At 69.5% G+C, this 22,305-nt stretch carries 18 protein-coding genes; 12 read left to right on the forward strand and 6 right to left on the reverse strand.

All coding sequences use genetic code 11. The features are described 5' to 3' along the window. From F4X11_12630 to F4X11_12640, 3 genes are all read right to left on the reverse strand, one after another. Complete coding sequence (locus F4X11_12630; protein MYN65856.1) at positions 1–1,929, reverse strand: exonuclease SbcCD subunit D; 1,929 nt, start codon at positions 1,927–1,929, stop codon at positions 1–3. A 1,177-nt stretch (positions 1,930–3,106) separates the two neighbouring features. Continuing rightward, complete coding sequence (locus F4X11_12635; protein ID MYN65857.1) at positions 3,107–4,090, reverse strand: hypothetical protein; 984 nt, start codon at positions 4,088–4,090, stop codon at positions 3,107–3,109. Positions 4,091–4,200: 110 nt separating this feature from the next. Further along, positions 4,201–5,325, reverse strand: coding sequence for a hypothetical protein (locus F4X11_12640; GenBank protein ID MYN65858.1), 1,125 nt, complete (start codon positions 5,323–5,325; stop codon positions 4,201–4,203). Positions 5,326–5,499: 174 nt separating this feature from the next. Here F4X11_12640 and F4X11_12645 point away from each other — a divergent pair, with 174 nt between their 5' ends. After that, positions 5,500–5,784 (forward strand): ribbon-helix-helix protein, CopG family, encoded by a 285-nt coding sequence (locus F4X11_12645; GenBank protein ID MYN65859.1) that lies wholly within the window; start codon positions 5,500–5,502, stop codon positions 5,782–5,784. Then, complete coding sequence (locus tag F4X11_12650; protein MYN65860.1) at positions 5,781–6,011, forward strand: type II toxin-antitoxin system VapC family toxin; 231 nt, start codon at positions 5,781–5,783, stop codon at positions 6,009–6,011. The genes F4X11_12645 and F4X11_12650 overlap by 4 nt, the downstream gene beginning before the upstream one ends. A 20-nt stretch (positions 6,012–6,031) precedes the next feature. On the opposite strand, the gene F4X11_12655 is transcribed toward F4X11_12650, so the two are convergent. Beyond that, positions 6,032–8,239 carry a hypothetical protein gene (locus tag F4X11_12655; protein MYN65861.1) on the reverse strand — a complete coding sequence of 736 codons (2,208 nt, stop codon included), beginning with the start codon at positions 8,237–8,239 and terminating at the stop codon, positions 6,032–6,034. A 329-nt stretch (positions 8,240–8,568) separates the two neighbouring features. On the opposite strand from F4X11_12655, the gene F4X11_12660 reads away from it, so the two are divergent. Then, a complete protein-coding gene (locus F4X11_12660; protein ID MYN65862.1) occupies positions 8,569–9,027 on the forward strand; it encodes a hypothetical protein in 459 nt (152 codons plus the stop codon). Positions 9,028–9,141: 114 nt separating this feature from the next. On the opposite strand, the gene F4X11_12665 is transcribed toward F4X11_12660, so the two are convergent. Further along, positions 9,142–10,155, reverse strand: a complete 1,014-nt coding sequence (locus tag F4X11_12665) for a YncE family protein (GenBank protein ID MYN65863.1) — start codon at positions 10,153–10,155, stop codon at positions 9,142–9,144. 177 nt (positions 10,156–10,332) lie between these two features. Here F4X11_12665 and F4X11_12670 point away from each other — a divergent pair, with 177 nt between their 5' ends. From F4X11_12670 to F4X11_12690, 5 genes are all read left to right on the forward strand, one after another. Beyond that, positions 10,333–11,193, forward strand: coding sequence for an ABC transporter ATP-binding protein (locus tag F4X11_12670; GenBank protein MYN65864.1), 861 nt, complete (start codon positions 10,333–10,335; stop codon positions 11,191–11,193). A gap of 4 nt (positions 11,194–11,197) precedes the next feature. Beyond that, a complete protein-coding gene (locus tag F4X11_12675) occupies positions 11,198–11,926 on the forward strand; it encodes an ABC transporter permease (protein ID MYN65865.1) in 729 nt (242 codons plus the stop codon). Beyond that, the gene (locus F4X11_12680; GenBank protein ID MYN65866.1) at positions 11,926–12,666 is read left to right on the forward strand and encodes a hypothetical protein; all 741 of its coding nucleotides are present in this window, start codon (positions 11,926–11,928) and stop codon (positions 12,664–12,666) included. The genes F4X11_12675 and F4X11_12680 overlap by 1 nt, the downstream gene beginning before the upstream one ends. 105 nt (positions 12,667–12,771) lie before the next feature. Next, entirely contained in the window at positions 12,772–14,541 is a 1,770-nt protein-coding gene (locus tag F4X11_12685; GenBank protein MYN65867.1) for a PQQ-binding-like beta-propeller repeat protein, read from the forward strand. A 104-nt stretch (positions 14,542–14,645) separates the two neighbouring features. Next, positions 14,646–15,950 (forward strand): PQQ-dependent sugar dehydrogenase, encoded by a 1,305-nt coding sequence (locus F4X11_12690; protein ID MYN65868.1) that lies wholly within the window; start codon positions 14,646–14,648, stop codon positions 15,948–15,950. Positions 15,951–16,003: 53 nt separating this feature from the next. Here the strand turns inward: F4X11_12690 and F4X11_12695 are convergent, their stop codons facing one another. Beyond that, positions 16,004–16,993: a cytochrome C-binding protein gene (locus F4X11_12695; GenBank protein ID MYN65869.1), complete on the reverse strand. Its 990-nt coding sequence runs from the start codon at positions 16,991–16,993 to the stop codon at positions 16,004–16,006. A 220-nt stretch (positions 16,994–17,213) separates the two neighbouring features. Between F4X11_12695 and F4X11_12700 the strand changes: the two genes are divergently transcribed. The 4 genes from F4X11_12700 to F4X11_12715 all read left to right on the forward strand — a co-directional run bounded on the left by F4X11_12700 (position 17,214) and on the right by F4X11_12715 (position 22,295). After that, positions 17,214–18,683, forward strand: coding sequence for a cytochrome c (locus F4X11_12700; protein ID MYN65870.1), 1,470 nt, complete (start codon positions 17,214–17,216; stop codon positions 18,681–18,683). 90 nt (positions 18,684–18,773) lie between these two features. Continuing rightward, positions 18,774–19,250 (forward strand): hypothetical protein, encoded by a 477-nt coding sequence (locus F4X11_12705; GenBank protein ID MYN65871.1) that lies wholly within the window; start codon positions 18,774–18,776, stop codon positions 19,248–19,250. Positions 19,251–19,263: 13 nt separating this feature from the next. Next, a complete protein-coding gene (locus F4X11_12710) occupies positions 19,264–19,974 on the forward strand; it encodes a hypothetical protein (GenBank protein ID MYN65872.1) in 711 nt (236 codons plus the stop codon). A 620-nt stretch (positions 19,975–20,594) separates the two neighbouring features. Next, positions 20,595–22,295 (forward strand): PQQ-binding-like beta-propeller repeat protein, encoded by a 1,701-nt coding sequence (locus F4X11_12715; GenBank protein ID MYN65873.1) that lies wholly within the window; start codon positions 20,595–20,597, stop codon positions 22,293–22,295. Positions 22,296–22,305 lie beyond the last annotated feature (10 nt).

Below are 22,305 nucleotides of genomic sequence, written 5' to 3' on the forward strand. Positions count from 1 at the left end.
TCAGGCGCCCCTTCCGTCCCGTTTGGACGCGAGGGCGTGCAGCGTCTCCTGCGCGTTCAGCTTGAGGGGGGTGAGTCCGAAGTCGGCCGCCGCCGCCTGGCCGGCGCTGCCCAGGGCCTGCGCGAAGAGCGCGCCGACCGCTTCGTGGGGCGCCTTGATCCCGCGCGCCGCGGTGGTGCGCCACTCCGTGAACAACTCGTCGAGCGCCGGTTCCGCGTCGCCCTCGCCGGCGGTGTCTATCGGCTTCACCGGCTGGTTCGTGATGGTGTTGATCAGCTCGAACACCGTGCACCGCGGCGACCATTCGGCCAGCCGGTCCGCGAGGTCGGGGATGGGATCGTCGGAGACCACCCGCGCCTTCAGTATGCAGCCGTCGAGCCCACCGTTCGCGGCGCGGGTCTCGAGGTCCGCCAGCGTGCCGGCGAACTCGGTGAGAGGCCGCCCGCCCGGCAGGTCGTGCGTGTTCACCTCGACGCCGTCCCCGATGTTCACCAGCACCGCGTGCTTTGCCTGCCTGCGCTCACCGAAGTCCAGGGGGATGAGTGAGCCCGCGTAGCGTCCCTGCGCCGTGCCGCCCGGCAGGAGCTGCGGGTCGTGGATGTGGCCGAAGGCGCAGTACAGCGCGCGCTGGAGTCCCTCGACGTGCGTGGCGTAGTCCTCGCCGACCGTGATCCGCCGCTCCGACTTGCCCGGCCGGGCGCCCTGCACGTGCAGGTGCGCGGCGTAGAGGACGATGCCGCGGGCGCCCGCTTCCCGGTGCGCTTCGTCGAGCAGGCGCTGGTTCAACGTCTTGACGCCGTCCGCGTAGTTGCCCTCGAAGCGCGCCGGATCGTCCGTCGCGAACTGCGCGATCGCACTCGGCTGAATGAACGGCACGCAGACCACGGCTACCGGGGCGTCCGAGATCGCTGGAAACGGCAGCACCTGCGGCGTGGCCACCAGCCACAGCCGGCGCGGGGTAGCGGCCCCGGCGAGGTCGTCGATCACGCGGAACAGCATCGACGAGTCGTGGTTGCCAGCGATCACGACCGTAGGCGCCAGCTCTGCCAGCCGTCTCAAGGCGCGCACGCCGAGCCGTAGCGCCTCGTACGGCGGCCGGGACGCGTCGAAGAGGTCGCCCGTATGCAGGATCAGGTCGGGCCGCGCCGACTTGGCGATGTCCAGCAGTCCGCGGAGAGCCTCTTCATGATCCGGCGCGCGGTCGTGCCGGCCGAGCTTCGCTCCCAGGTGCCAGTCGGAGGTGTGGAGCAGCTTCACAGGTCGACCTCGGGTCCGGCCAGGGCGCCCATGGTGCTCAGGATCCGGTCGGTCTTCCGCTTGTCCGCGGCCTCGTCCGCCGCCGCCTCGTCCGGATTGGTCGCGAACGGCGGGAACGGGAAGCGGATGGGGATCGGCTCGGGCACGATCGGCTGGGAGACGACCATCGTGCCCGGCATGAAGCGGGTCGCGCGGTCCCGCAGCGCCGGCGTCAGGAAGCGGTAGGCGTCGGACTCGCTGGCGTCGAGCCGCCCGGCCACCTTGAGCGAGGCGTTGCGCGGCAGCGCCTGCGCCACCGCGGAGGCGGCCTGCTGCGCGCCGATGAGCAGGACGCCGAGCGAGCGGCCGCGCTCGGCGATGTCCACCAGCAGGTCCTTCAGCGGCGAGAAGCCGTGCGCGGGCGCGTACTTGTTCAACTCGTCGAGCACGACGAAGCGCAGCGGGGTGCGGCCCGTCCCCTGCTTCTCCCGCCAGACGCGGTCGAGCAGAGCGCCGACCACGAAACGCTGGGCGTCGTCGTGCAGCGTGGAGATGTCGACCACGTGCAGCTTGGCGTTCTCGGCGGAGACCGGCTCGAGGCCGCAGCCGATCAGCGGACCGATGTGGCGCCGCAGCTTCAGCAGCCGCCGCAGGAACGCCTGCCGCGTTCCGGACTGCGCCCGGCCGAACCACTCGTTCATCAGGCCTTCGTCGTCCGTGGACACCACCTCCTCGAGCAAGTCGATGAGATCGCCGAAATCGCGCATTACGTGCCCGGCGCCGGCCGATGCCTCGTCCGGCTCGCGTTCGGCCAGCCGGTCCGGGTTGAAGCCGGTGTTGGGAGGCACGATCTCGGCGATCACCACGGCGCCGGTCGGGTCTCCCGCCAGCCGCCGCAGGCGTCGCAGGAGCTGGATGCGGACCTGCTGCTCCACGAAGCCCACCTGGGTCGAGCGCTCGTCGTCGGCGGTGAAGCAGAACTGCAGGAGCTGCTCGCGGATGAACTGCTCCGGGGTCCAGCCGTAGGCGTTCACGTCGGCGGTCCGGCGGGTCTTCACGTCGGCGACGTTGGTCTGCACGCCGGCCCGGCGCGGCGCGTAGAGCCGGACGGAGCGGAACGGCCCCGGATCGTCGATGCCGAGCGCGCGCCATTTCTCGATCGCCTCCGCCTTGCCCGCGAACTCGGCGTTCGGGCGGTCGACGTGCAGCAGATCCTCCCCCTTCGTGTTGAAGACCAGCGCACGCACGCTCTCGCGTCCGGCCCGGCCGCCCAGCAGATCCATGCCCTGCTCGGTTTCCAGGAGCTGGTAGAGGAGGAACAGCGCATAGGAGGTCTTGGTGGCGACGCCCGAGATGCCGGAGATCGAGACGTGGCCGCCGGATCGGCCGTCGACGAAGCGCATGTCCGCGTAGACCGGCGCGCCGCCCAGGTCCAGGCCGACCGGCAGCTTGCCGCGTGTCATCTCGTCCTCGAACAGGGCGGCCGTGCGGTGCTCTCCGACAGCCCGTGTCGCGGCGGCCCCGGCGTGCGGCGCGACGAACAGCTCGGGAACCACCCGCAGGACGCGGACCTCGGCCCGCCGGACGTGCTCCGCCGGCAGCGTCCGGTCGACTACCCGGCCGGTGTCCGATGGCAGGTCGGCGCCCTCGAAGCGGGATCGCAGCTCGGTGACGATGCCGTAGTGTGTCACCTGCCTGCCGCCGGGCAGGTCGGTCGCGACGGCGACCAGCTCGTCGAGCTGGATCAACACGTCCGGGTCGAGCACCACGTGGAAGGTGCGCGAGTCGCTCTCGACCGATCCGTCGACCAGTCCTATGCGTCCATCGTCGTGCGGCGGACCGTCCGCCGGCGGCGGCATGCTCATTCGCTTCATCCCTCGCGGTTGCGTTGCAGAACGGCCTCTCGTACGGCTCGAAGGGCCAGACGCGGGTCGCCCTGTAGATGGTGCAGGTGCCGTTCCAGACCGGCTATCGGGGTCAGGTTGACCGGGGCCCGCGCGTCCCGGTGGAGTGCCGACGCGAAGTCCGGCAGCCAGCCCGCGGCCCGGTCCGCGGCCTCTACCGCGGCGGCCAGACCGATCCCGGCCGGCATCTCGATGCGGGCGATGCCTGCCCACGGGCCCGCCCACGGCCCGGGGTCGCCTACCCGCAGGTAGCAGCCGTACAGCTCGTCACCCATCGCGAAGAGGCCCGAACGTCCGCGCACGGCGAGGCTCGGCACCCGGGTCCAGTGTTCGTGCGCAAGCATACGGCGATGATGCGTCTTGACGTAGCCGACTACAGGCAGGCCGCGCCGATGGCGGATGCCGTGGAGCGGGCCGTCGAGCACGGTCAGCCAGCCATCGGCGCAGAGCTGTTCGGCGATGTCTGACTCGGCGTCGCGCATCAGCCGCTGGAGCTGCTGCCGGGCGGCTTCGATGTCGGCGCCGTCGACCGCGTACGGCTCCCACCGCCAGCCGTCCCGGTGGTCGGGCAGGTGGCCGGCGTTTCCGCCCGTGAAGATGGCCGTGCGTCCGATGCTCACCCGATCGAAGCGGGCCGGTGCGTAGGCGGTGACGAGCACCGCGCCGGCGGCCCAGCTTCCCGCGAGACCCGTGTTCGCGTCGCCCGCGGCGCTGGTGTGGGTCAGGCGCGCCTCGGTGCGCATCGTGCCGTCCACGAACGCGAGGCGGTGCGGGCGCTCCCCTGCGGGCGGGCGGTGTGCCTCGAACGCCCCGGCGTCCTCCACGAGCTCGCACTCGACGGCGTGCGGCGAGTCGTCGTCCGCCCGAAACCCGGCGCCGTAGGCGGCATCGAAGGCCTCGACGCCGAGCTTGCCGTTCCTATGTGCAGCGTCCGCCTGGTGCTCCGGCATCGGAGATCTCTATTTCGGCGCAGCCTCTCTCGGAACTGTGAGCGTACGCCGACAGCGGTGACGGATCCTGACAGCGAGGTTGGGCGCCCTCGACTTGACTCGTGCTCCCATCACCTCGGCTTCAGTATCTCGAAGAGCCTGGTCCGCTTCTTCTGCACGGCGCAATCGAGCGGCGTCCGTCCGTTCGCATCCTGCGCGCCGACGTCGGCGCCGGCGTCGACGAGGCTCTCGACGTAGTCGGCGCGCACGCCCCGCAGGGCGGCGAAGTGCAGGGCGGTCTTGCCGGTTCGATCCGCGGTGTTGACGTCGACGCCGCGCGCAATCAGCCAGCGGCTGGCGCCGGGGCGCCTGAAGTACATCAGGTCCATGAGCGGCGTGCGGCCGTTGAAGACCTGCTCCCAGTCGGCGCCATACCGGTCGAGCAGCGCGCACGCACGCTCGTCCCCCTGATAGGTGACGGCGAACACGGCCGGGTTCGGATCGGCACCACGTTCGAGCAGGAACGCGGCCAGCGCAAGGTGCTGCTGCCATGCCAGGGCGTGCCACAGCGGCGTGGCTCGAAAGACCTCGTCGCCGTCCACGATCTCCTCGGCGGCGTCCAGGTCGGCCCCGGCGTCCAGCAGCAACGCCGCGCACAGCAACGCGCGGTCGCTGCCGTGCAGCTTCCACAGCCCCGACAGCGCGACGTAGTGCAACGGCGTTCTGCCACGCGGATCGACCTCCCGCGCGCGATCCGGGTTGCGCAACGCTCGGACGAGGCGACCGTTGTCGAGCAGGCTGGCGGCCAGGTGGACGCTGATTCTGGCGCCGCCGCTCCGCAGCAGATCGATGAAATCCTGGGCCGGCGCCATGGCGGCGTACGCCAGCGGCTCGAAGTGGTGGGGACCGGCGCGCAGGTTCGGATCGGCGCCGCCCTCGAGCAACGCGACGAGCGCCTTCCGGTGGCCGTCATGCCTGGGAATGGTCGCGTGGTGCTCGGTGAGCCGGGTGAGCGGTGTATGGCGCGCGCCTGTGCCGGAGATGACATTCGGGTTGGCGCCGGCGGCAATCAGGGCCCGCACCATGTCGGCGCGACCGGCGTGGGCCGCGTCGACGATGGGCTTCCAGTGGCCGAGGCCGTCCGGATGGCGCTCGATGGCGGTTTCGAGGGCCGTCAGGTCGCCGGCCGCGATGGCGTTGCACTGGTTCTTGTAGCCCCTTGTCATGTTTGTCAACCTTCCCTGCCACGGTTGCATGCCGGGAAGAGGGTACCGCCGCGCGGCAGGCGTGGGCGACCCGGCGGTCCCGACGAGCCACCGGAACACGCTGAGTGCACCCCTCGTGCGGCGCGTCAAGCCGTTGCACTGCACGATTCGTGAGTCCCGTCGATGGGGCCTTGAAGGAGAAGAAAAGTATGGCCATAATGCAGTATGGTCACCACTACCATCAAGACAACGTACTCGCTGGACGTCGAGTCCGTGCGAGCGCTCGAGGAGTTGGCCGGCCGCTGGGGAGTCTCGAAGTCGGAAGCGCTCCGGCGGGCCATCCGGAGCGAAGCCGGTCGACAACCCGCCAGAGGCGGGGATGCGCTGGCGGCGCTCGACCAGCTTCAGGCGTCGCTGCGCTCACGCAACATCGATCTCGATCAGTGGGCGCGGGAGGTGGAGTCCGAGCGGCAGGCCGCGGGCCGGCGGCTCGGCTCGGAAACGCGATGATTCATCTGGATACGAGCTTTCTCGTTCGCGCGCTGATTCCGGGGACGCCGGAAGAGACGAAGCTGCGGAACGTGGCCGCGCGCCTGTTCAACGAGTCGGGGCGGCGTCGCGGGACGATCATCGATTGCATGATCGGGGCGGCCGCTCTCGCCGACGGCGCCAGCGTCGCGACATCGAACGTAGCCCACTTCAGCCGATTCGCTGCTGCCGGCCTGAAGCTGGCGTAGGTCCCGGCCCGGGTCGGCCGCTACGGCGGGTCCGTCGTCTCCTCGCCCTCAAGCTCTCCGAGGCGCACAGCCCAGAGGCCCGAGTTCATGTCCGAGAAGAAGATCGTTCCCTTGTGCGGCTGGGCGCCGAAGACCTGCGCCGCGTTCGGGACGAAGCCCTCGGGGTCGAGCGGCAGGAAGCGGGCTATCTCCCGGCCTTGGCGGTAGAGGTTGCCGAGCAGTTCGCCCGAGACGTCCACGACCCGGAGGCCTCCGTTGTAGAACGCCACGTACATCACGTCGTCCTCGACCCAGATGTTGTGACTCCCGGCCTCCGGGACCTCGTAGCGGGCGACCAGGCGCGGCGGCGACTCGAACTCGTCCCACTCCAGGATGTGAACCCAGCCGCGCCAGCGATGGGGCTCGTTCTCGTAGCCGGGCGTACCGGTGCCGATGGCCGACTCCGGGCTGTAGTTCGGGCCGCTGCGCGCCGCTTCGTCCCCGGCGAAAATGTAGAACTTGCCGGTCGACGCGCTCCGGTAGGGATAGACGGCGTGGTTCCAGCCGGTAGGGAACGGGAACTGCCCGATGAGCCGCGGCTCCTGCGGGCTCCCGCCCCTGCCGGCCCCGCCGACGTCGACCACCGCCACCCCGTCCGTCCAGTTCGCGGAGTAGGCGATGCCATCCCGGACCACGACATCGTGGATGGAGCGCGCCGGGTTGTCGAGCGCAAAGCTGCCGACCCGCCGCGGGGCCGCCGGATCCTCGATGCTGATGATGTCGTAGCGTCGGGCGGCGGAGAGCGCGTACACGTGCCCGTCGTGGATGAAGGTGTTGTGGACGCCGCCCGTGAGCCGGTCGTCGTACTCGGCGATTTTCCGCACACCGACCGCCGGATCGGACACGTCGAAGATGACCAGCCCGTTCCGGCGGTTGGAGGCTCCCTCGCGGGAGATCACCGCCGTCGCGCCGTCCTCCGAGACCTTGACGTCGTTCACCGAGCGCGCGTCCACGCGGACGATGTCGACGACCTCGAGGCTCGCCGGATCCGTCACGTCCCAGACGTAGGCGTGGCCAGCGGCGCTGTGTGTCCCGGTCAGCGCGTAGTCTCGCCCGTTGGGCGCCTCCCACACCCAGAGATCGGTAGTGGCGCGATCCTGCACGCGGCCGTGCCCGACCAGCTCGATGGGCCGCCGAACCCCGCGCTCGACGACCCGGATCATGGCGGAGGCCGCTACCGACCCGGTGCGGGCGACCACGGTATAGGCGCCGGGAAGATCGGCGACGAAGCGCCCGTCCTGCGTGATCAGGCCCGATGAAGGGCCCCCGCTGGTCATAGCGTCGCTGATCGCGGACACGCTGAAGGCGACCGGGATGTCCTCGATCGAGCGCCCTTCGGCGTCGGTCACGGTGGCGGTCAGGTACGTCACGTCTCCGGTGCGGACGGCGTTCCGGTCGGGTGTCAGCGTGATACGGGCTGCAGGATTCGGCTCCACGTCGAGCGTCATCTCAGCCGTCGCCGCGCCGGCGGCCGCCGTGATCGTGACCCTGCCCGGCGCGCCGAGCATCAGCACGCCCCGGCGGGTGGTCCGCTGGTTGGCCGGCGGTTGCCCGATCGGCGACGCGATCGAACCGTCCGAGGTTTCCCAGTCGACCTCGACATCGTCCGCGAACGCTCCGTTGTCGTCGAGCGGCGTGGCCTCGAGCGTCACCTCGGTGCCGGCATAGAAGGGGCCCGGAGCGTTCAGCACGATCGACGCCGGCGGCCGCGGCAGTATGGTGAGCGGAACGCGCCGCTGCAGGTAGCCGCCCGCATCCGAATCGGCCGCCGGCGGGTCGCGCTGACTGCCCACCACGCGCACCAGCACGGCGTACTCGCCCGGACGGACGGTCGAGACGCGGCCGTCGGGCGATACCCTGAAGATGTTGAATCCCCAGGTGCGTTCCTCCAGGTTCCAGTACTGCCCGTAAAGGGGGAGATAGAGCACCTCGGCCTCGATCTCGTTCCCCTCGCCGTCGAGCACGGTGGCGCGGATGCGGGCGGTCTCGCCGGCCGTCAGCGTGATCTCCTCGGGCGAGACGGTGAGCGTGTGGGGCGCCGCCACTTCCTGTTCGGCCTCGTCCTGTGCGAACGCGCAGGCGGGAACGAGCAGGCCGGCGGCTACTATCGTCGAACGTAGCAAAGAGCTGGAAGGGAACATGATGTGTGCTGCCCGGCAGTCCTCGCGCGCAACTCCCGTCGTCGGCATCGTCGGCAATCGCCCCGCCGTGGGCAGACCGGGCGCCACCGCCTCCGTGTTGCGACATCGTATCCACTCTCGGACGTCGCGCCAAGGCGCGGACTCGATCCAAATCGCAGAGGAGAAACGTCAACCGTGCAGATGTTGATCGGTCGCGTCGCCGCGGCGCCATCAGGCCCATCGAGCCACGTTTTGACAGGCTTGTTGTTGGCATCTAGAGTTCGAGTATTCGCGAAACGCGAGCGTGACGAGGATGCGTCGGCACGCGGATTCGCCGTGCCTGTTGTTCGGGTCGTCAGCAGGAGGAATTCCAGATGAGCTCCATGACGAGGACGAGGTTGTTCGTGGCCGGAGCCCTTGTGGTCGGGTTCGGTCTTGGGTGGGCGGTCAAGGGCGGTCAGGGTGTGGTGGAGGCGCAGGCGTCGGACGCTCCGTTCATGATGCAGCGGATCTATACAGGCACCGATGGACTTTCGCACGTCGAGAACATCCCACTGAACGCGGACTCGGTGATGGAGGAGGTCACCGGCATGCGGGTCCGGGTGTCACCGCCGGGGAGCTTCATCGACTGGCATGTGGCCCCGGGGCGCCGATACATCATCAATTTGACGGGTGGCGGACAGCTCGAGGTGGCGGAAGGCAAGGTCGATTTGCCCGCAGGGTCGGTCGAATACATCGACGATCTGACAGGCCAGGGGCACACGACGGCGAACGTCGGCGACGCACCTCGCGTCTCGATCCACCTCGAGTTCGCGGACCAGAACCAGCACATCGGACCCCTCGGCACCGGGCAGTAGCCCGGCAAGCATCGAGGTGATCACCGTACGGTTCCACCAGGGGCGGGGGACCGGAATCCATCCCGGTTCGGCTGGAGCGCGGTGAGACGGCGGATCTACTGATCCCGCTGTCAGCTACATCGCGCCGATCCAGTAGAGGCAGCCGGGACCGGCGCCGTCGCCCATGGGTATCTCGCGTATGACCTCGAGCGTGTCCAGATCCACGACCGCGACGCGGTCCGCGGCTCGCAGCCCCAGATAGGCGCGTGAGCCGTCGGGCGCCACCAGGACGGCGCCGTCGCCGGTGTCCGTCGAGCCCACGGTCACTCGCTCGATGACGGTCCGGGAAGCAGCGTCCATCACCACCAGGGATGCCGCTTCGCCGTCGATGATCAGCACGCGGCCGTCCGGGGTGAACTTCAGGCGATTGGCATCCTGCATACCCAGGTCGAGCGTCTCGACAACCCGTCGGCTCGCCACGTCGATTATCGACACGCCCCCATCGCCGCGGGTCGCCGTCCAGAGCTCCCGGCCGTCCGGCGACAGGTCGAGGCCCTCGGGCCTGACGCCCGGTACGGGGATATCGGTGAGCGTCGCTCGAGCCGGACCCGCCATGGCGCCCTCGACCATCGTCACGGTGTTCGAGCCGATGTTCGGCAGGAACATCAGGTCCCGGTCCTGATCCAGCACGAGCATGTGCGTGCCGTCCTGGCCGATCCCGAGCGTCCAGTCGATCTGGTCCGTTGACGGATCGTAGCGGCCGATGGACTTGTAGCCCTCGATGGTGAAGTACACCTTGCCGGCGGCGAACAGCACATCGTGCGTCAGACTGCCGGGGCCGGGATCCACCCGCCGGATTTCCTCCTGGGCCGCGATGTCGATGACCGAAATCCCATCGACCATGCTCGCCACGAACGCCAGCCGGCCGTCCGCCGACGCGGTGACCTCGTGCGGGTCCCTGCCGGTCGGCACGCGCCCGAGAACGGTTCCGCTCGCCGGGTCGACGATCGCGAGGGCGCTGGCATCCCTCAGCAGGACGAGAAGTCGCTCGGGCGACTGCGGCTGGGCGTCGGCGACGCCCAGCACGGTGACGATCACCGCGAGCGACAGCGAGACGATCCACCGGAGCGACGTGTTGACTGAGCTCATCCGGAACCTCCTTGACGATCGGGCTGGACTGCCGGATCGGCAACGGTTCCAGCAGGACACGCGACACAGTCGGCCGATTATACCCGCGTGGTCTTCTATCGCCGCACCGTTCGCCGCTTGCTCCTCTGGGCACCATCGCATATAACCCCCACCGGAAGACGGCGCGGTGACGCACGCATGCCGGTAGTCGACGTCGACGGGCTCACCTTCACCTACGCGTCCGGAACGGCCCCCGCGGTGCGGGATCTTTGCTTCCGCATCGACCGCGGCGAGATTTTCGGGTTTCTCGGACCCAACGGCGCGGGGAAGTCGACCACCCAGAAGCTGTTGATCGGGCTGCTGCGGGGTTATCGGGGCACAGTCTCGGTAATGGGCCGCGACCTCGCGGACTTGGGAGCCGACTACTACGAGCGCATCGGCGTCTCGTTCGAGCTGCCCAATCACTATCTCCGGTTGACCGGCCTGGAGAACCTCCGCTACTTCCGGGCGCTGTACCGGGGCGAGACCCGAGAGCCGGAGGCGCTGCTCGAGTTGGTGGGTCTGGCGGAGGACGGCGCGCGCCTCGTCGCCGAGTACTCCAAGGGTATGAGTACGCGGCTCGGTCTGGCGCGCGCCCTGCTCAACGATCCGCAACTGATCTTCCTGGACGAGCCGACGGTGGGGCTCGACCCCGTCAGCGGGCGGCACATCCGGAACCTCATCCGGGACCTGAAGGCGGCCGGCCGCACCGTGTTCCTGACCACGCACGACATGACGGTGGCCGACGAGCTGTGCGACCGCGTGGCCTTCATCGTCAACGGCGAGATACGGCTCGTCGACTCGCCGCACGGCCTGAAGCTGGCCCACGGCGCGCGGACGGTGGTGATGGAGTACGACCTCGACGGCCGCCCCGGGCGGCGCGAGTTTCCGCTCGACGGACTCGGCGACGACGCCGATTTCCTGGTCCTGCTGCGTGAGGCCACCGTCCACACCGTGCACACCCAGGAAGCCACCCTCGAGGACGTCTTCCTGCGGATCACCGGCCACAGCCTGCAGTGAACCGATGCACAGGCTGGCCGCCACCGTGCGCCTGGACCTCCGCCTGCAGATGCGGAACGGCTTCTACTACGCGGTGGCCTTCGTGCTGGTCTGCTGGTTCATCGTGCTCACCCTTCTCCCACCGATCGACTGGGGCTACCTGTTGCCGGCCGTCGTGTTCGGCAACCTCGTGATGGTCAACTTCTACTTCGTCGCGGGCCTCGTGCTGCTGGAGAAAGGCGAGGGGACGCTGGAGGCCCAGGTGGTGACGCCGCTGGCCGACTGGGAGTACCTGGCCTCGAAGACACTGACGCTGGCCGCCCTCTCGGTGGTCGAGCAGGTGGCCATCGTCTGGTCGGCGTACGGCGGCGGCTTCGCGGCCGGCCCGCTGATCGCCGGCACCGTGCTGGCGGGCGTCCTGTACACGTTGACCGGCTTCCTTCTCGTCGCCCGCTACCGGTCGATCAACGAGTTCCTGTTTCCCTCGGTCCTCTTCACGACCGTTCTCTCGCTCCCGATGCTGCACTACTTCGGCCTCTGGGACACCGGGCTGCTCTATCTCCATCCCTTCACGGCGCCGCTCGTGTTGCTGGGCGGGGCGTTCCGGCCGCTTGGGCCATGGCAGTGGATCTACGGCGTGCTGTACTCCGCCGCCTGGGCCGGGCTGCTGCTGCTCGCCGGCCGGCGGGCGTTCGACCGGTTCATCGTCGCGCGGGAGAGACGCGGCAGCGCCGCCGGTGAGGGAGGCTGCTGATGCCGACCGCCGCCGCCGTCATCCGCGCGCTCGGCCCCATCGACCTCAAGAGCGTCGCCCGCGACAGCATGCTGCGGTGGCTTATCGGCACGCCGATCGTCCTCGCTTTCGTGTTCCGGTGGGGCATCCCGGCCCTCGACGGCTGGCTCGGCGAGCGCTACGCCTTCGACCTCACCCCGTACTACCCGCTGCTGACCAGCTTCCTCGCGCTGATGACGCCGACGCTGTTGGGTTCGGTCGTCGGCTTCCTGTTGCTCGATCAGCGCGACGACCGCACGCTCACGGCTCTGCAGGTCACGCCCCTCACCGTGCAGGGGTACCTCGCCTACCGCATCGCCGTCCCGATGGCCGTGAGCGTGCCGGTCATGATGGCGGGCATCGCCATCGCGGACCTGGTCGAGATGGGTATCGTCGCGGCCTTCGCGGCCGCCGTCCAGGCGGCCCCCGCCGCGCCGCTCTACGCGCTGTTCGTCGCCGCGTTCGCGGCGAACAAGGTCCAGGGGTTCGCCCTGCTGAAAGGCGCCGGGGTGCTCACCTGGCCGCCGGTTTTGGCCTGGTTCGTCGCGTCGCCGTGGCAGGTCGCGATCGGGCTCGACCCGCTCTACTGGCCGCTCAAAGTCTTCTGGATGCTCGAGGCCGGCGAACCCCGCGTGGTCCTCTACTTCCTGGCCGGCCTGGGCTACCAGGGGGGGCTGATTGCGCTCCTGCTGCGGCGCTTCAAGACCGTGATCGCTCGATAGCGGCGAGAGTCGCGTTCAGAGACGTCGGGCGGCGTGGCGCAACGATAGGAGATGGCTCCTGCCCGGTGACATAATCGGCCAGAACTCGAACCCGGAGGAGGCGTCATGCCCGCATCCGACTCGCCGTCGTTCCGGACCTGGCTGGCGGCGTTCGCGTTCGCCGCCGTCACCGTCGCCGCTTCGTTGCCGGCGCAGGCGCAGGTCGCGCGCATCGATCCGGTCACCGACGCGGAGCTGCAGGATCCCAGCCCCGACGAGTGGCTCATGTGGCGCCGCACGCTGAACGGCTGGGGCTACAGTCCGCTCGACCAGATCGATCGCGACAACGTCGCCGACCTCCGCATGGTCTGGTCCCGCGGGTTGGGTCCGGGTCGCCAGCAGGGCACCCCGCTGGTCCGCAACGGCGTGATGTACATGCCGAATCCGCGCGATCTCATCCAGGCGATCGACGCGGTGACCGGGGATCTGCTGTGGCAGTACCAGCGCGATCGCCCGGACGATCTCGCCGACTACATGATCCCGGGCCTGATCGGCCACAACCGCAACATCGCCATCTACGACACGCTCCTCTTCGACAGCACCAGCGACGACTACGTGATTGCCCTCGACGCGACCACCGGGGAGGTGGTCTGGGAGACCGAGGTCCTCGACTACCGGGTGAACCCGGCGAATCAGACCTCCGGTCCCATCGTCGCCGACGGCAAGGTGATCTCGGGGCGGAGCTGCCATCCGCGCGGCGGGCCGCACGCCTGCGTCATCGTCGCCCACGACGCGCTGACCGGCGAGGAGCTCTGGAGGCGCCGCCTGATTCCGGGACCGGGCGAGTTCGGTGACGAGACCTGGGGCGACGTCCCCTTCGAGGAGCGGGGGCACGTCGGCTCCTGGATGGTGCCGAGCTTCGATCCCGAGCTGAACCTCGTCTACCTGGGCACGTCGGTCACCTCGCCGGCGCCGAAGTTCATGCTCGGCGGGGTCGACAGGACCCACCTCTACCACAACTCGACCCTGGCGCTGAACGCCGACACGGGAGAAATTGTCTGGTACTACCAGCACCTGAACGACAGTTGGGACCTCGATCATCCGTTCGAGCGTCTGCTCGTCGACACCCCGGTCCGACCCGACCCGGCCGCGGTGAGCTGGATCAACCCGCGGCTGCAGCCGGGCGAGGAGCGCCGCGTCCTGACCGGCATTCCGGGCAAGACGGGCGTCGTCTACACCCTCGACCGGGAGACCGGCGAGTTCCTGTGGGCCACCCCGACCATCACCCAGAACGTCATCAGCGGCATCGACGGGGCGACCGGGGCGGTGTCGGAGAACGCGGAGCTGGTCTTCACCGCGCAGGGGCAGGTGGTGCTGGCCTGTCCGCACGCGAGCGGCGGGAAGGACTGGGAGGCCGGTGCCTACAGCCCGCTGACGAACACGATGTACATGCCGCTGCGGAACGTCTGCGCGCGGATGCGCGCCAGTACCTTCGAGGACGAGGAGGCGAGCCGGCTGTACGCCATCGCGTGGCGCAGCCAGATCGCGCCGGGTACCGATCAGGTCGGCGCGGTGCACGCGATCTCCGCCGAGACGGGGGCGACCGCCTGGGTATACGAGCAGCGGGCCGCCACCATGTCGCTGGCGGCGACCGGCGGCGGGCTGGTGTTCGGGGGCGACGTCAACGGGCGGTTCCGCGCCTTCGACGACCGGACCGGAGAGGTCCTCTGGGAGATCAACCTCGGCTCGTCGGTCTCCGGGTTCCCCATCACCTACGCCGTCGACGGCCGGCAGTACGTCGCCGTCAGCACGGGGACGCCGCGCTTCATCGACCTGACCCCCGAGCTGCGTCCGAGCCTCGGCAACAACCTGTTCGTGTTCGCTCTGCCGGAGTGACCGCGGCGGGCGACCGCCGGTCGTCGAGTCGATGTCGACCGGCGTCCCTCGGCCGCCCGATCGCGGCCCGAAACTGGTATCCACCCGCGTACCGGAGGTTCACCATGACGCACGCAAGCTCGCTGGGACGGTCTCGCACGCTCTTCGTCATCCTCACGCTGTGCCTGTTCATCGCCATCAGCAACGCGCAGCAGGGACGCCGGGGGATCGGCCCCGACACCCTGCCCGACGAGCCGCGGATCCTGGGCTTCGGCGACCAGCAGTTCCGTGTCGTCCCCATCAAGGGCTTCTTCCGTCCGTCGGCCGTGGACTTCCTGCCGAATGGCGACATTCTGGTCGCCGAGCGCTCGGGCGGCCTGCGCATCATCCGCGACGGGGTGCTCGATCCGGAACCCATCCGCGGCATGCCCGAGGTGCTCAACAGCTACGGTGGCCGGCTGGGCCTGTGGGACGTGGCGGTGCATCCGCGGTTCGCCGAAAACCGGCTGGTCTATTTCACGTACCTGAAGCCCGACCGGAGTGACGACGTGCCGCAGGATGCGGCCGTGTCCCAGGCGCCCGCGGGAACGTCGGTGCTGGCGCGCGCCCGCTTCGACGGCGCCAACACCCTGACCGACGTCGAGGACATCTTCGTCTCGGACGCCCGGGTCAGCGGCTTCAGCGTGGCCAGACTGATCTTCGCCCCCGACGGCAGGATCTTCATGTCGATCGGCATGCCGCTGCGCGACCGGGAGCACGGTGGCAGCAATCGCATCGGCACGGCAGAGCAGTCCCAGGAACCCGGCAGTCACGCCGGCAAGATTCTGCGCCTCAACGACGACGGGACCGCGCCCGAAGACAATCCCTTCATCGGGGACCCGGCCTATCGACCGGAGATCTACGCCCTGGGCTTCCGCGATCCGCTGGGCCTGATCATCCATCCCGAGACCGGCGAGCTCTGGGAAGTGGAGCACGGTCCGCAGGGCGGCGACGAGCTCAACATCGTCAGGCCGGGCCGGAACTACGGCTGGCCGGTCGTTTCGTACGGCCGCGCGTACACGGGAGAGGCCACGGCGGGCACGGGCGGGACGGGCCCGGAGCTGCCCGAGCCCTGCGCGCCGGGCATGGAGCAGCCGCTGCTCTATTGGTACCCCGTCATCTCTCCCGGCGGCATGGCCCTCTATACGGGCGACAGGTTCCCGGCGTGGAGGGGCAGCCTGTTCGTCGGCGGCATGGCCACCACGCAGCTCCAGCGCATCGTCTTCAACCAGCGGGGCCTGCCGGTGCGTCACATCCCGCTGCTGACCGAGCTCAACCAGCGCATCCGCGATGTCAAGCAGGGGCCGGACGGCCTGCTGTACGTGACGACGGATCACGAGGCAGGGGCAGTGCTGAGAATCGAGCCGGTCGAAGGCGAAGGGGCAAACTGAGGGCGGAGCTATCCGATGATCTCCGCCAGGCCCTCGCTTCGAATTCGTGTTTCCTACGGCTCCAGGCTAGCCGTATAGGCCACGATGTTCACGATGTCCTCGAGTGTGAGGTTTTCCACCGCGGCGTCCATCAGGTCCGACCACGCCCCGTCGCGCACGCCGGTCTGCAGGTCGTAGAGCTGCCGGGCCATGTAGCTCGGCGAGCGGCCGGCCAGCGCCGGCACGGGGCCGAGTCCGCGCAGGTCGGCGCCGTGACAGGTGGTGCAGGCCACCGAGTTGTCGCCGCCCGTGAGCACGATGTTGCGTCCCCGCCCTACTGCGCCCGACGGCACGTAGGCGATGAAGCCGGAAGCGTCGTCGCGCAGCTTGGTCCGGGTCAGGTCCTCCGGCGTCTCGACCACGCGCGTGCCGATCGGCTCGGCGCCGCCGCCCTCGACCACCTCGTGGATCCACCCCGCGAAGCGCGTCTTCGGCACCGCGTCGGTCTCCACGACGCGGACCCACGGCTTGAAGTCGATCGACGAGAAGTACTCGGCTGCGATCCGCGCCTCCGCGTCGGTGGTGGCCAGTCCGATCCGCTCCATGAAGGAGGGCGGGCCCATGCGCGGCTCACCCGGCCGGCGCAGACCGTTCCGCCAGTCCGTCATCTGCTGCACGATGTACTCGTACGGTTGGCCGGCGACGCCGGCGTTCTCCGGCTTGCCCTGGCCGTTCGGCAGATGGCAGTAGCCGCACGCGACGACGCCCTCGCCGCCGCCGCTCGCCACGACCTCCGGCATCGGCGGATGGGCGTCGGGGTGCCAGTCGGGCGGGCCGTTGTCGATATTGATCGCCGAGCGCGGCATCGACACGCTGGAGCCGGGCACCGTGACGATCTCGTCGGGATCGGGCGTGTCCGCGTTCTCGACCGGCTCGTTGAGCACGTACGCCCAGGGCAGCACGGCGTTCGCCCCCTCGGCTTCCTGCTGCGCCTGCAGATCCACGCCGGCTGCGAGTCCGGCCGCCGCCAGCACCATCACCCATGCGCTGCTCGACTGTCGCATCGCGTCCTCCTCGGGCCTGCGCGCTGCACCACGCGGCTGATTGTGTCCCCACCGAACAGGCCCATCTTACACGCCCGATCAGCGCTGCCGCCGCGACCCGCGAGGCGTTGCCGATTGAACCGCCGCGCTCGTCGTATTACGATTGACTGCTGCTGCCGGCGCCTGCAACCACCCTGCGCGCCGGCCCGGGAATTCGGCAACATCGTTGGAGATCAGACCGATGACGCGACTGGTCGCACTGTCTGCCGGCATCTTGATCGCATTGTCGTTCGCGGCCGCTCCAGCCGTCGCGGCCGAAGGGACCCCCACCTACAACGAGCGCGTCGGGGACATCCTGCTCGACAACTGCGCGAGCTGCCACCGACCGAACCAGGTGGCGCCGATGTCGCTGCTGTCGTACCGCGACGCGCGGCCGTGGGCGCGGGCCATCAAGGCGAAGGTCGTCTCGCGCGAGATGCCGCCGTGGTTCGCCGACCCGCGGTTCGGCACGTTCTCCAACGACATCAGCCTGAGCGACGAGGAGATCGAGACGATCGTCGCGTGGGTCGACGGCGGCGCGCCGCAGGGCGACGGGCCGGCCCCCGAGCCGCCCGATTTCGCGGCGGCGGGCTGGAGCCATCCCGACGGGCTGGATCCGGACTACGTCATCGAGTTCCCGATCGCGTGGAAGATCGACGCGGAGGGAGAGACCCCGAACTTCAACCTGTTCACGCCGCTGCCTTTCGACGACGTCATGCGCGTGTCGGCGACCGAGGTGCGGCCCGGCAACTACGCGGTGACCCACCACATCACCACCGGCCTGGTCGACCTGCCGCCGGGGACGAAGCTGGGCCGCGGGCCGGCGTGGCCGGGCGGGCCGCTGGTGGACTACGTACCGGTGGAGGATCCGGACGCCGACCCCGAGGAGACCGACGCGGACGATGACGCGGCCGTGGAGGAGCAGTCCGACGAGGAGCTCGAGGAGCGCCGCCGGGCGCGCGCCGGCTTCGGCCCGTACATCCCGGGCGTGGGCGCCAGGGTGGTCCGCGACGGCCAGGTCCGCGAGGTGCGCGGCGACCTGTTCGACTACATCATCTGGAACCTGCACTACCAGGCCACCGGCAAGCCGGAGCGGGCCCGACCGTCCATCGGCGCCTGGTTCGCCAACGACACGGACGGGAAGTACCAGCGCACCCTCTCGTTGCGCGAGTACACCTCCGAGAACGAGCAGCTCGTGGCGCCGCCTCCGCTCACCGAGGAGGAGCGGCGGGCCGCCAACCCCGACCGGCAGGCGGGCCAGGGGCTGAACCCGCTGCTGGCGCCCATCCCGCCGCACGATCCGAACTGGACGGTCACCGGAATCGGGGCGTTCCGGAACGACGCCGTCCTGCACAGCCTGTTCCTGCATATGCACGTGCGCGGCAAGGACGTGACCTACGTGCTGACCTACCCGGACGGCCGGGAGGAGATCCTGCTCCGGGTGCCGAACTACGCCTTCGACTGGCAGTTCGAGTACGACCTCGTCGAGCCGATCCGGGTGCCGGCGGGGAGCACGGTGAAGGCCATCGCCCGCTACGACAACTCGCGGGCCAACCGCCTGAATCCGGCTCCGCACAAGGAGGTCTACTGGTCGGAGCAGAGCTGGGACGACATGTTCCTCGCCAACGTCAAGTACACGCTGGAGGACGAGGACACGGCGGGCGACAACTGACGCGCGGTCGCGCCGCGTGATCCGGGAAGGGCCGGGCGTGCGTCGCGCCGGCCCTTCTTCTTCCCCGCCTGCAGCCTGGAGCATCGATACATGTCGTACGGGAAGACAGCGGTCCTTCTGCTGGCCGCGGCCGTCTGGCTGGCGCCCGCGTCCACCCGGGGCCAGCGGGTGGCCGCGACCGGCGGCGCGCCCGCGGTCGAGATCGTGCACACGGTCGGTTGTGTGGAGCGCCGCGCGGGGGAGGCCGAGTGGTGGCTGGCGCGCGCCGCCGAGCCGACGGTGACCGAGGCCGGCGTGTTCGACGAAGACGAGGTGAACGAGGCGCGCGCGCAGGCTCTCGGTACGCACGTGTTCCACCTGGTGGGCGTGGCCGATTTTCTCGGCGCCGAGGCCCTGCTGCGCTCGTTCGACCGATCGTCCTTCACGACCCCGGATCAGGTGAACGCCACCGGCGAGCTGCGCGCGGGCCGCACGGTCCTGATCAAGGGGCTGTTGATCGAGTCGGACGATGCCGCGCGGATCAACCTGTTGTCCGTCGTGGGGTTGGCCGACACTTGTGGCGAGTAGGGAGTCGCTTGTGATGATCAGGCTCGTTGCATGCACCGTGCTCCTCGTCGCGGCGGCGGCGCCGCTGGGGGCGCAGACCACCGCGCAGATCGAGGCGGAGCCGATCGTGAAGCTGCGGGAGGGCGAGACCCTGACCCCCGACCAGTGCCTGTCCGAGCAGGAGCTGGAGCTGATCGACGCGCTGAACGCGCTGCGGCGGCCGACGGTCGGCGTGGAGCGGGACGGGGAGGGCGACGATCCGGCGCCGTTCGACCCGCACTACCTGGTCGGCGCCTGGAACATCGAAGGGGTGCTGCCGGAATCGCCGTTGGCTCCGTCCGGCTACTTCGTCGGCACCGAGACGGTCCGCCACGTCGGCGGGTGCACCTACGCGAGCACCGTCGAGGCGTCGGTGGACGATTTCCCGGTGACCATCGAGGCCCTCATGGTCTACGACCGGCGCGCGAAGTACCTGGTGCGCATCGAGGACGACAGCCGCGGCTTCCGCCTCGTGAAGCTCGGCCGGGTCGGCGGCGACCCGGGCGGTTACTTCTCCCACCACTGGGAGGCGGCGCCGCTCACGCGCGAGGAGTCCGAGATCCGGTTGCGGGGCCGTACCTACATGACCTCGCCGTTCGCCTACCAGGTGCGGACCCGCATCTCGATAGACGGCGGTCCGTTCATCAACTTCGGCTCCGTCTGGTGGGAGCGCGCCGAGGCCGAGCAGCAGGAGTCTGCGCCGTAGAACGGCGTGGATCAGGTCCCTCGGGCACAAGGCGGCGACGGTCTTATCGTCCACACACGAACACGGTTGCGGGAGGGGGCAGGCGGGCATCCGTCCGTCCGTGCTCGGGCTGTTGATTGCGGCGGCGCGCTGCGTGTCGCGGCCCTTGTGCGGCACTTCCGTCGACCGCTCGCCGCGGAGCCTCCGCATCGGTCTTGCGCGCGGCGCTCGCGGCGCCACACATGGTTGCAAGTGGTTCATTCCGTGCGACTTGCTTGCACGGGACGTGCACCGTGCCGGTCGCTGCCGGTCGTTCGACATCCTGGATCATCGCCGGTCGCAAGGACGGTTGGTCCGTCGGGCGGGAATCCACAGAAGCTGTGGAAAAGCCTGTGGAAGAACGCGTCGTTCCCGTGAAGGCGATGCGTCAATTCGGACGGGTTCAGCGATTTGCACCATCGCGGGGCGTGACCATCGGCCCCACGTGAGTGCACGGATGGATCGCATGCCGCGGCGGCGCCCGGGACACCGCTCGGTTCACGCCGGTGAGCCGCCTGTGGTGTTTGGTACGTGCTATGGTGCCTTCAACGGAATCGACGCATTTGTCACGGCCGCAGGCCTGCGGTCGAAGGGAGTCCACGATGACTCGTCCCGTCGCGATTGTCACCCTCGCCGCCCTCGTCGTGCTCGCCGTCCTGGCGCAGGCCGCACCGGCGGCCGCCCAGGCCCCCGCCGTCAGTTCCGTCACCGACGCGGTGCTGGCGGACCCGCCGCCGGAGAGCTGGCTGAACTGGCGCCGGACGCAGGACGGCTGGGGGTACAGCCCCCTGGATCGGATCACGCGCGAGAACGTCGGCAATCTCCGCATGGTCTGGTCGTGGGCGATGGAGCCGGGTTCGCAGCAGACCACGCCGATCATCCACGAGGGGGTGATGTACCTGGCGAGTCCCGGCAACATCGTGCAGGCGCTCGACGCCGCCACCGGCGACATGCTGTGGGAGTACCGCCGGCAGTTCCCCACCGCGCGGGGCCGCGGGCGTCCCAACCGCAACATCGCGATCTACCAGGACAAGATCATCCTGAACACCGCCGACGCGAACATCGTGGCCCTGGATGCGCGGACCGGCGAGATCGTGTGGGAGGCGGAGGTCGCCGACTCGTCGAAGGGCTTCTTCTTCAGCAGCGGCGCGCTGGTGGTGGAGGGCGTGGTGGTCTCCGGGATGGCCGGCTGCCTGCGGTTCTGGGAGGAGGGCTGCTTCATCACCGGGCACGACGCCGAGACCGGGCGCGAGCTGTGGCGGACGTCTACCGTGGCGCGGCCGGGCGAGCCGGGGGGCGATACCTGGGGCGACCTGCCGATGATGTTCCGCGGCGGCGGCGACGCCTGGATCGCCGGCAGCTACGATGCGGATCTCGGCCTCACCTACTGGGGCGTGGCGCAGGCCAAGCCCTGGGCCCAGGTGAGCCGCCGCACCGACGCGGACGCGCTCTACACCAGCTCGACCCTCGCGCTCGATCCCGCGACCGGCGAGATGCGCTGGTACTTCCAGCACCTGCCGGGAGAGTCCCACGACATGGACGAGACCTTCGAGCGCATCCTCGTCGAGGTCGACGGACGGCCGTCGGTCTTCACGATGGGCAAGCTCGGCATCCTGTGGCAGCTCGACCGCGAGACCGGCGGGTTCATCAACGCCACCGACCTCGGCTACCAGAACATCGTCGACATCGAGCCCGAGACCGGACGCATGTCGTTCCGCCCCGGCATGATGCCGGTCCTGGACGAGGAGCTGTCGTTCTGCCCGAGCCACTCGGGCCTCAAGAGCTGGCGGGCTATGGCCTACAGCCCCGAGACCGAGGCGTTCTACATTCCCCTGACGCTCAACTGCCAGCGGACCATATACAGCGAGGTCGAGTTCCGCGAGGGCGGCGGCGGCGCCGGGATGGTGTTCCGCGAGAACTTTCTGCACCCGGACAGCGATGGGAACATGGGCGAGTTCGTCGCGATGCACGTCAGCGGCGAGATCCTCTGGTCGCATCGCAAGCGGTCGCCCTACATCTCGGCGGCGCTGACGACGGCCGGCGGCCTGACGTTCGTCGGCACCTACGACCGGCGGGCGTACGCTTACGACATCGCGACCGGCGAAGAGCTCTGGCAGACGCGCCTGCCGACCGCGGTGCAGGGGTTCCCCGTCACCTACAGCGTGGATGGCCGGCAGTACGTCGCGATCGGCACCGGCACGGGGGGCGGGAGCTGGACGACGATGCCGGCGGAACTGATCCCCGACGTACGGCGTCCGAACGCCGGCAACGGCCTGTTCGTGTTCGCACTGCCCGTGAAGTGAGCACGGCGTT

The organism is Acidobacteriota bacterium (genome assembly GCA_009861545.1).
GTDB lineage: Bacteria > Acidobacteriota > Vicinamibacteria > Vicinamibacterales > UBA8438 > WTFV01.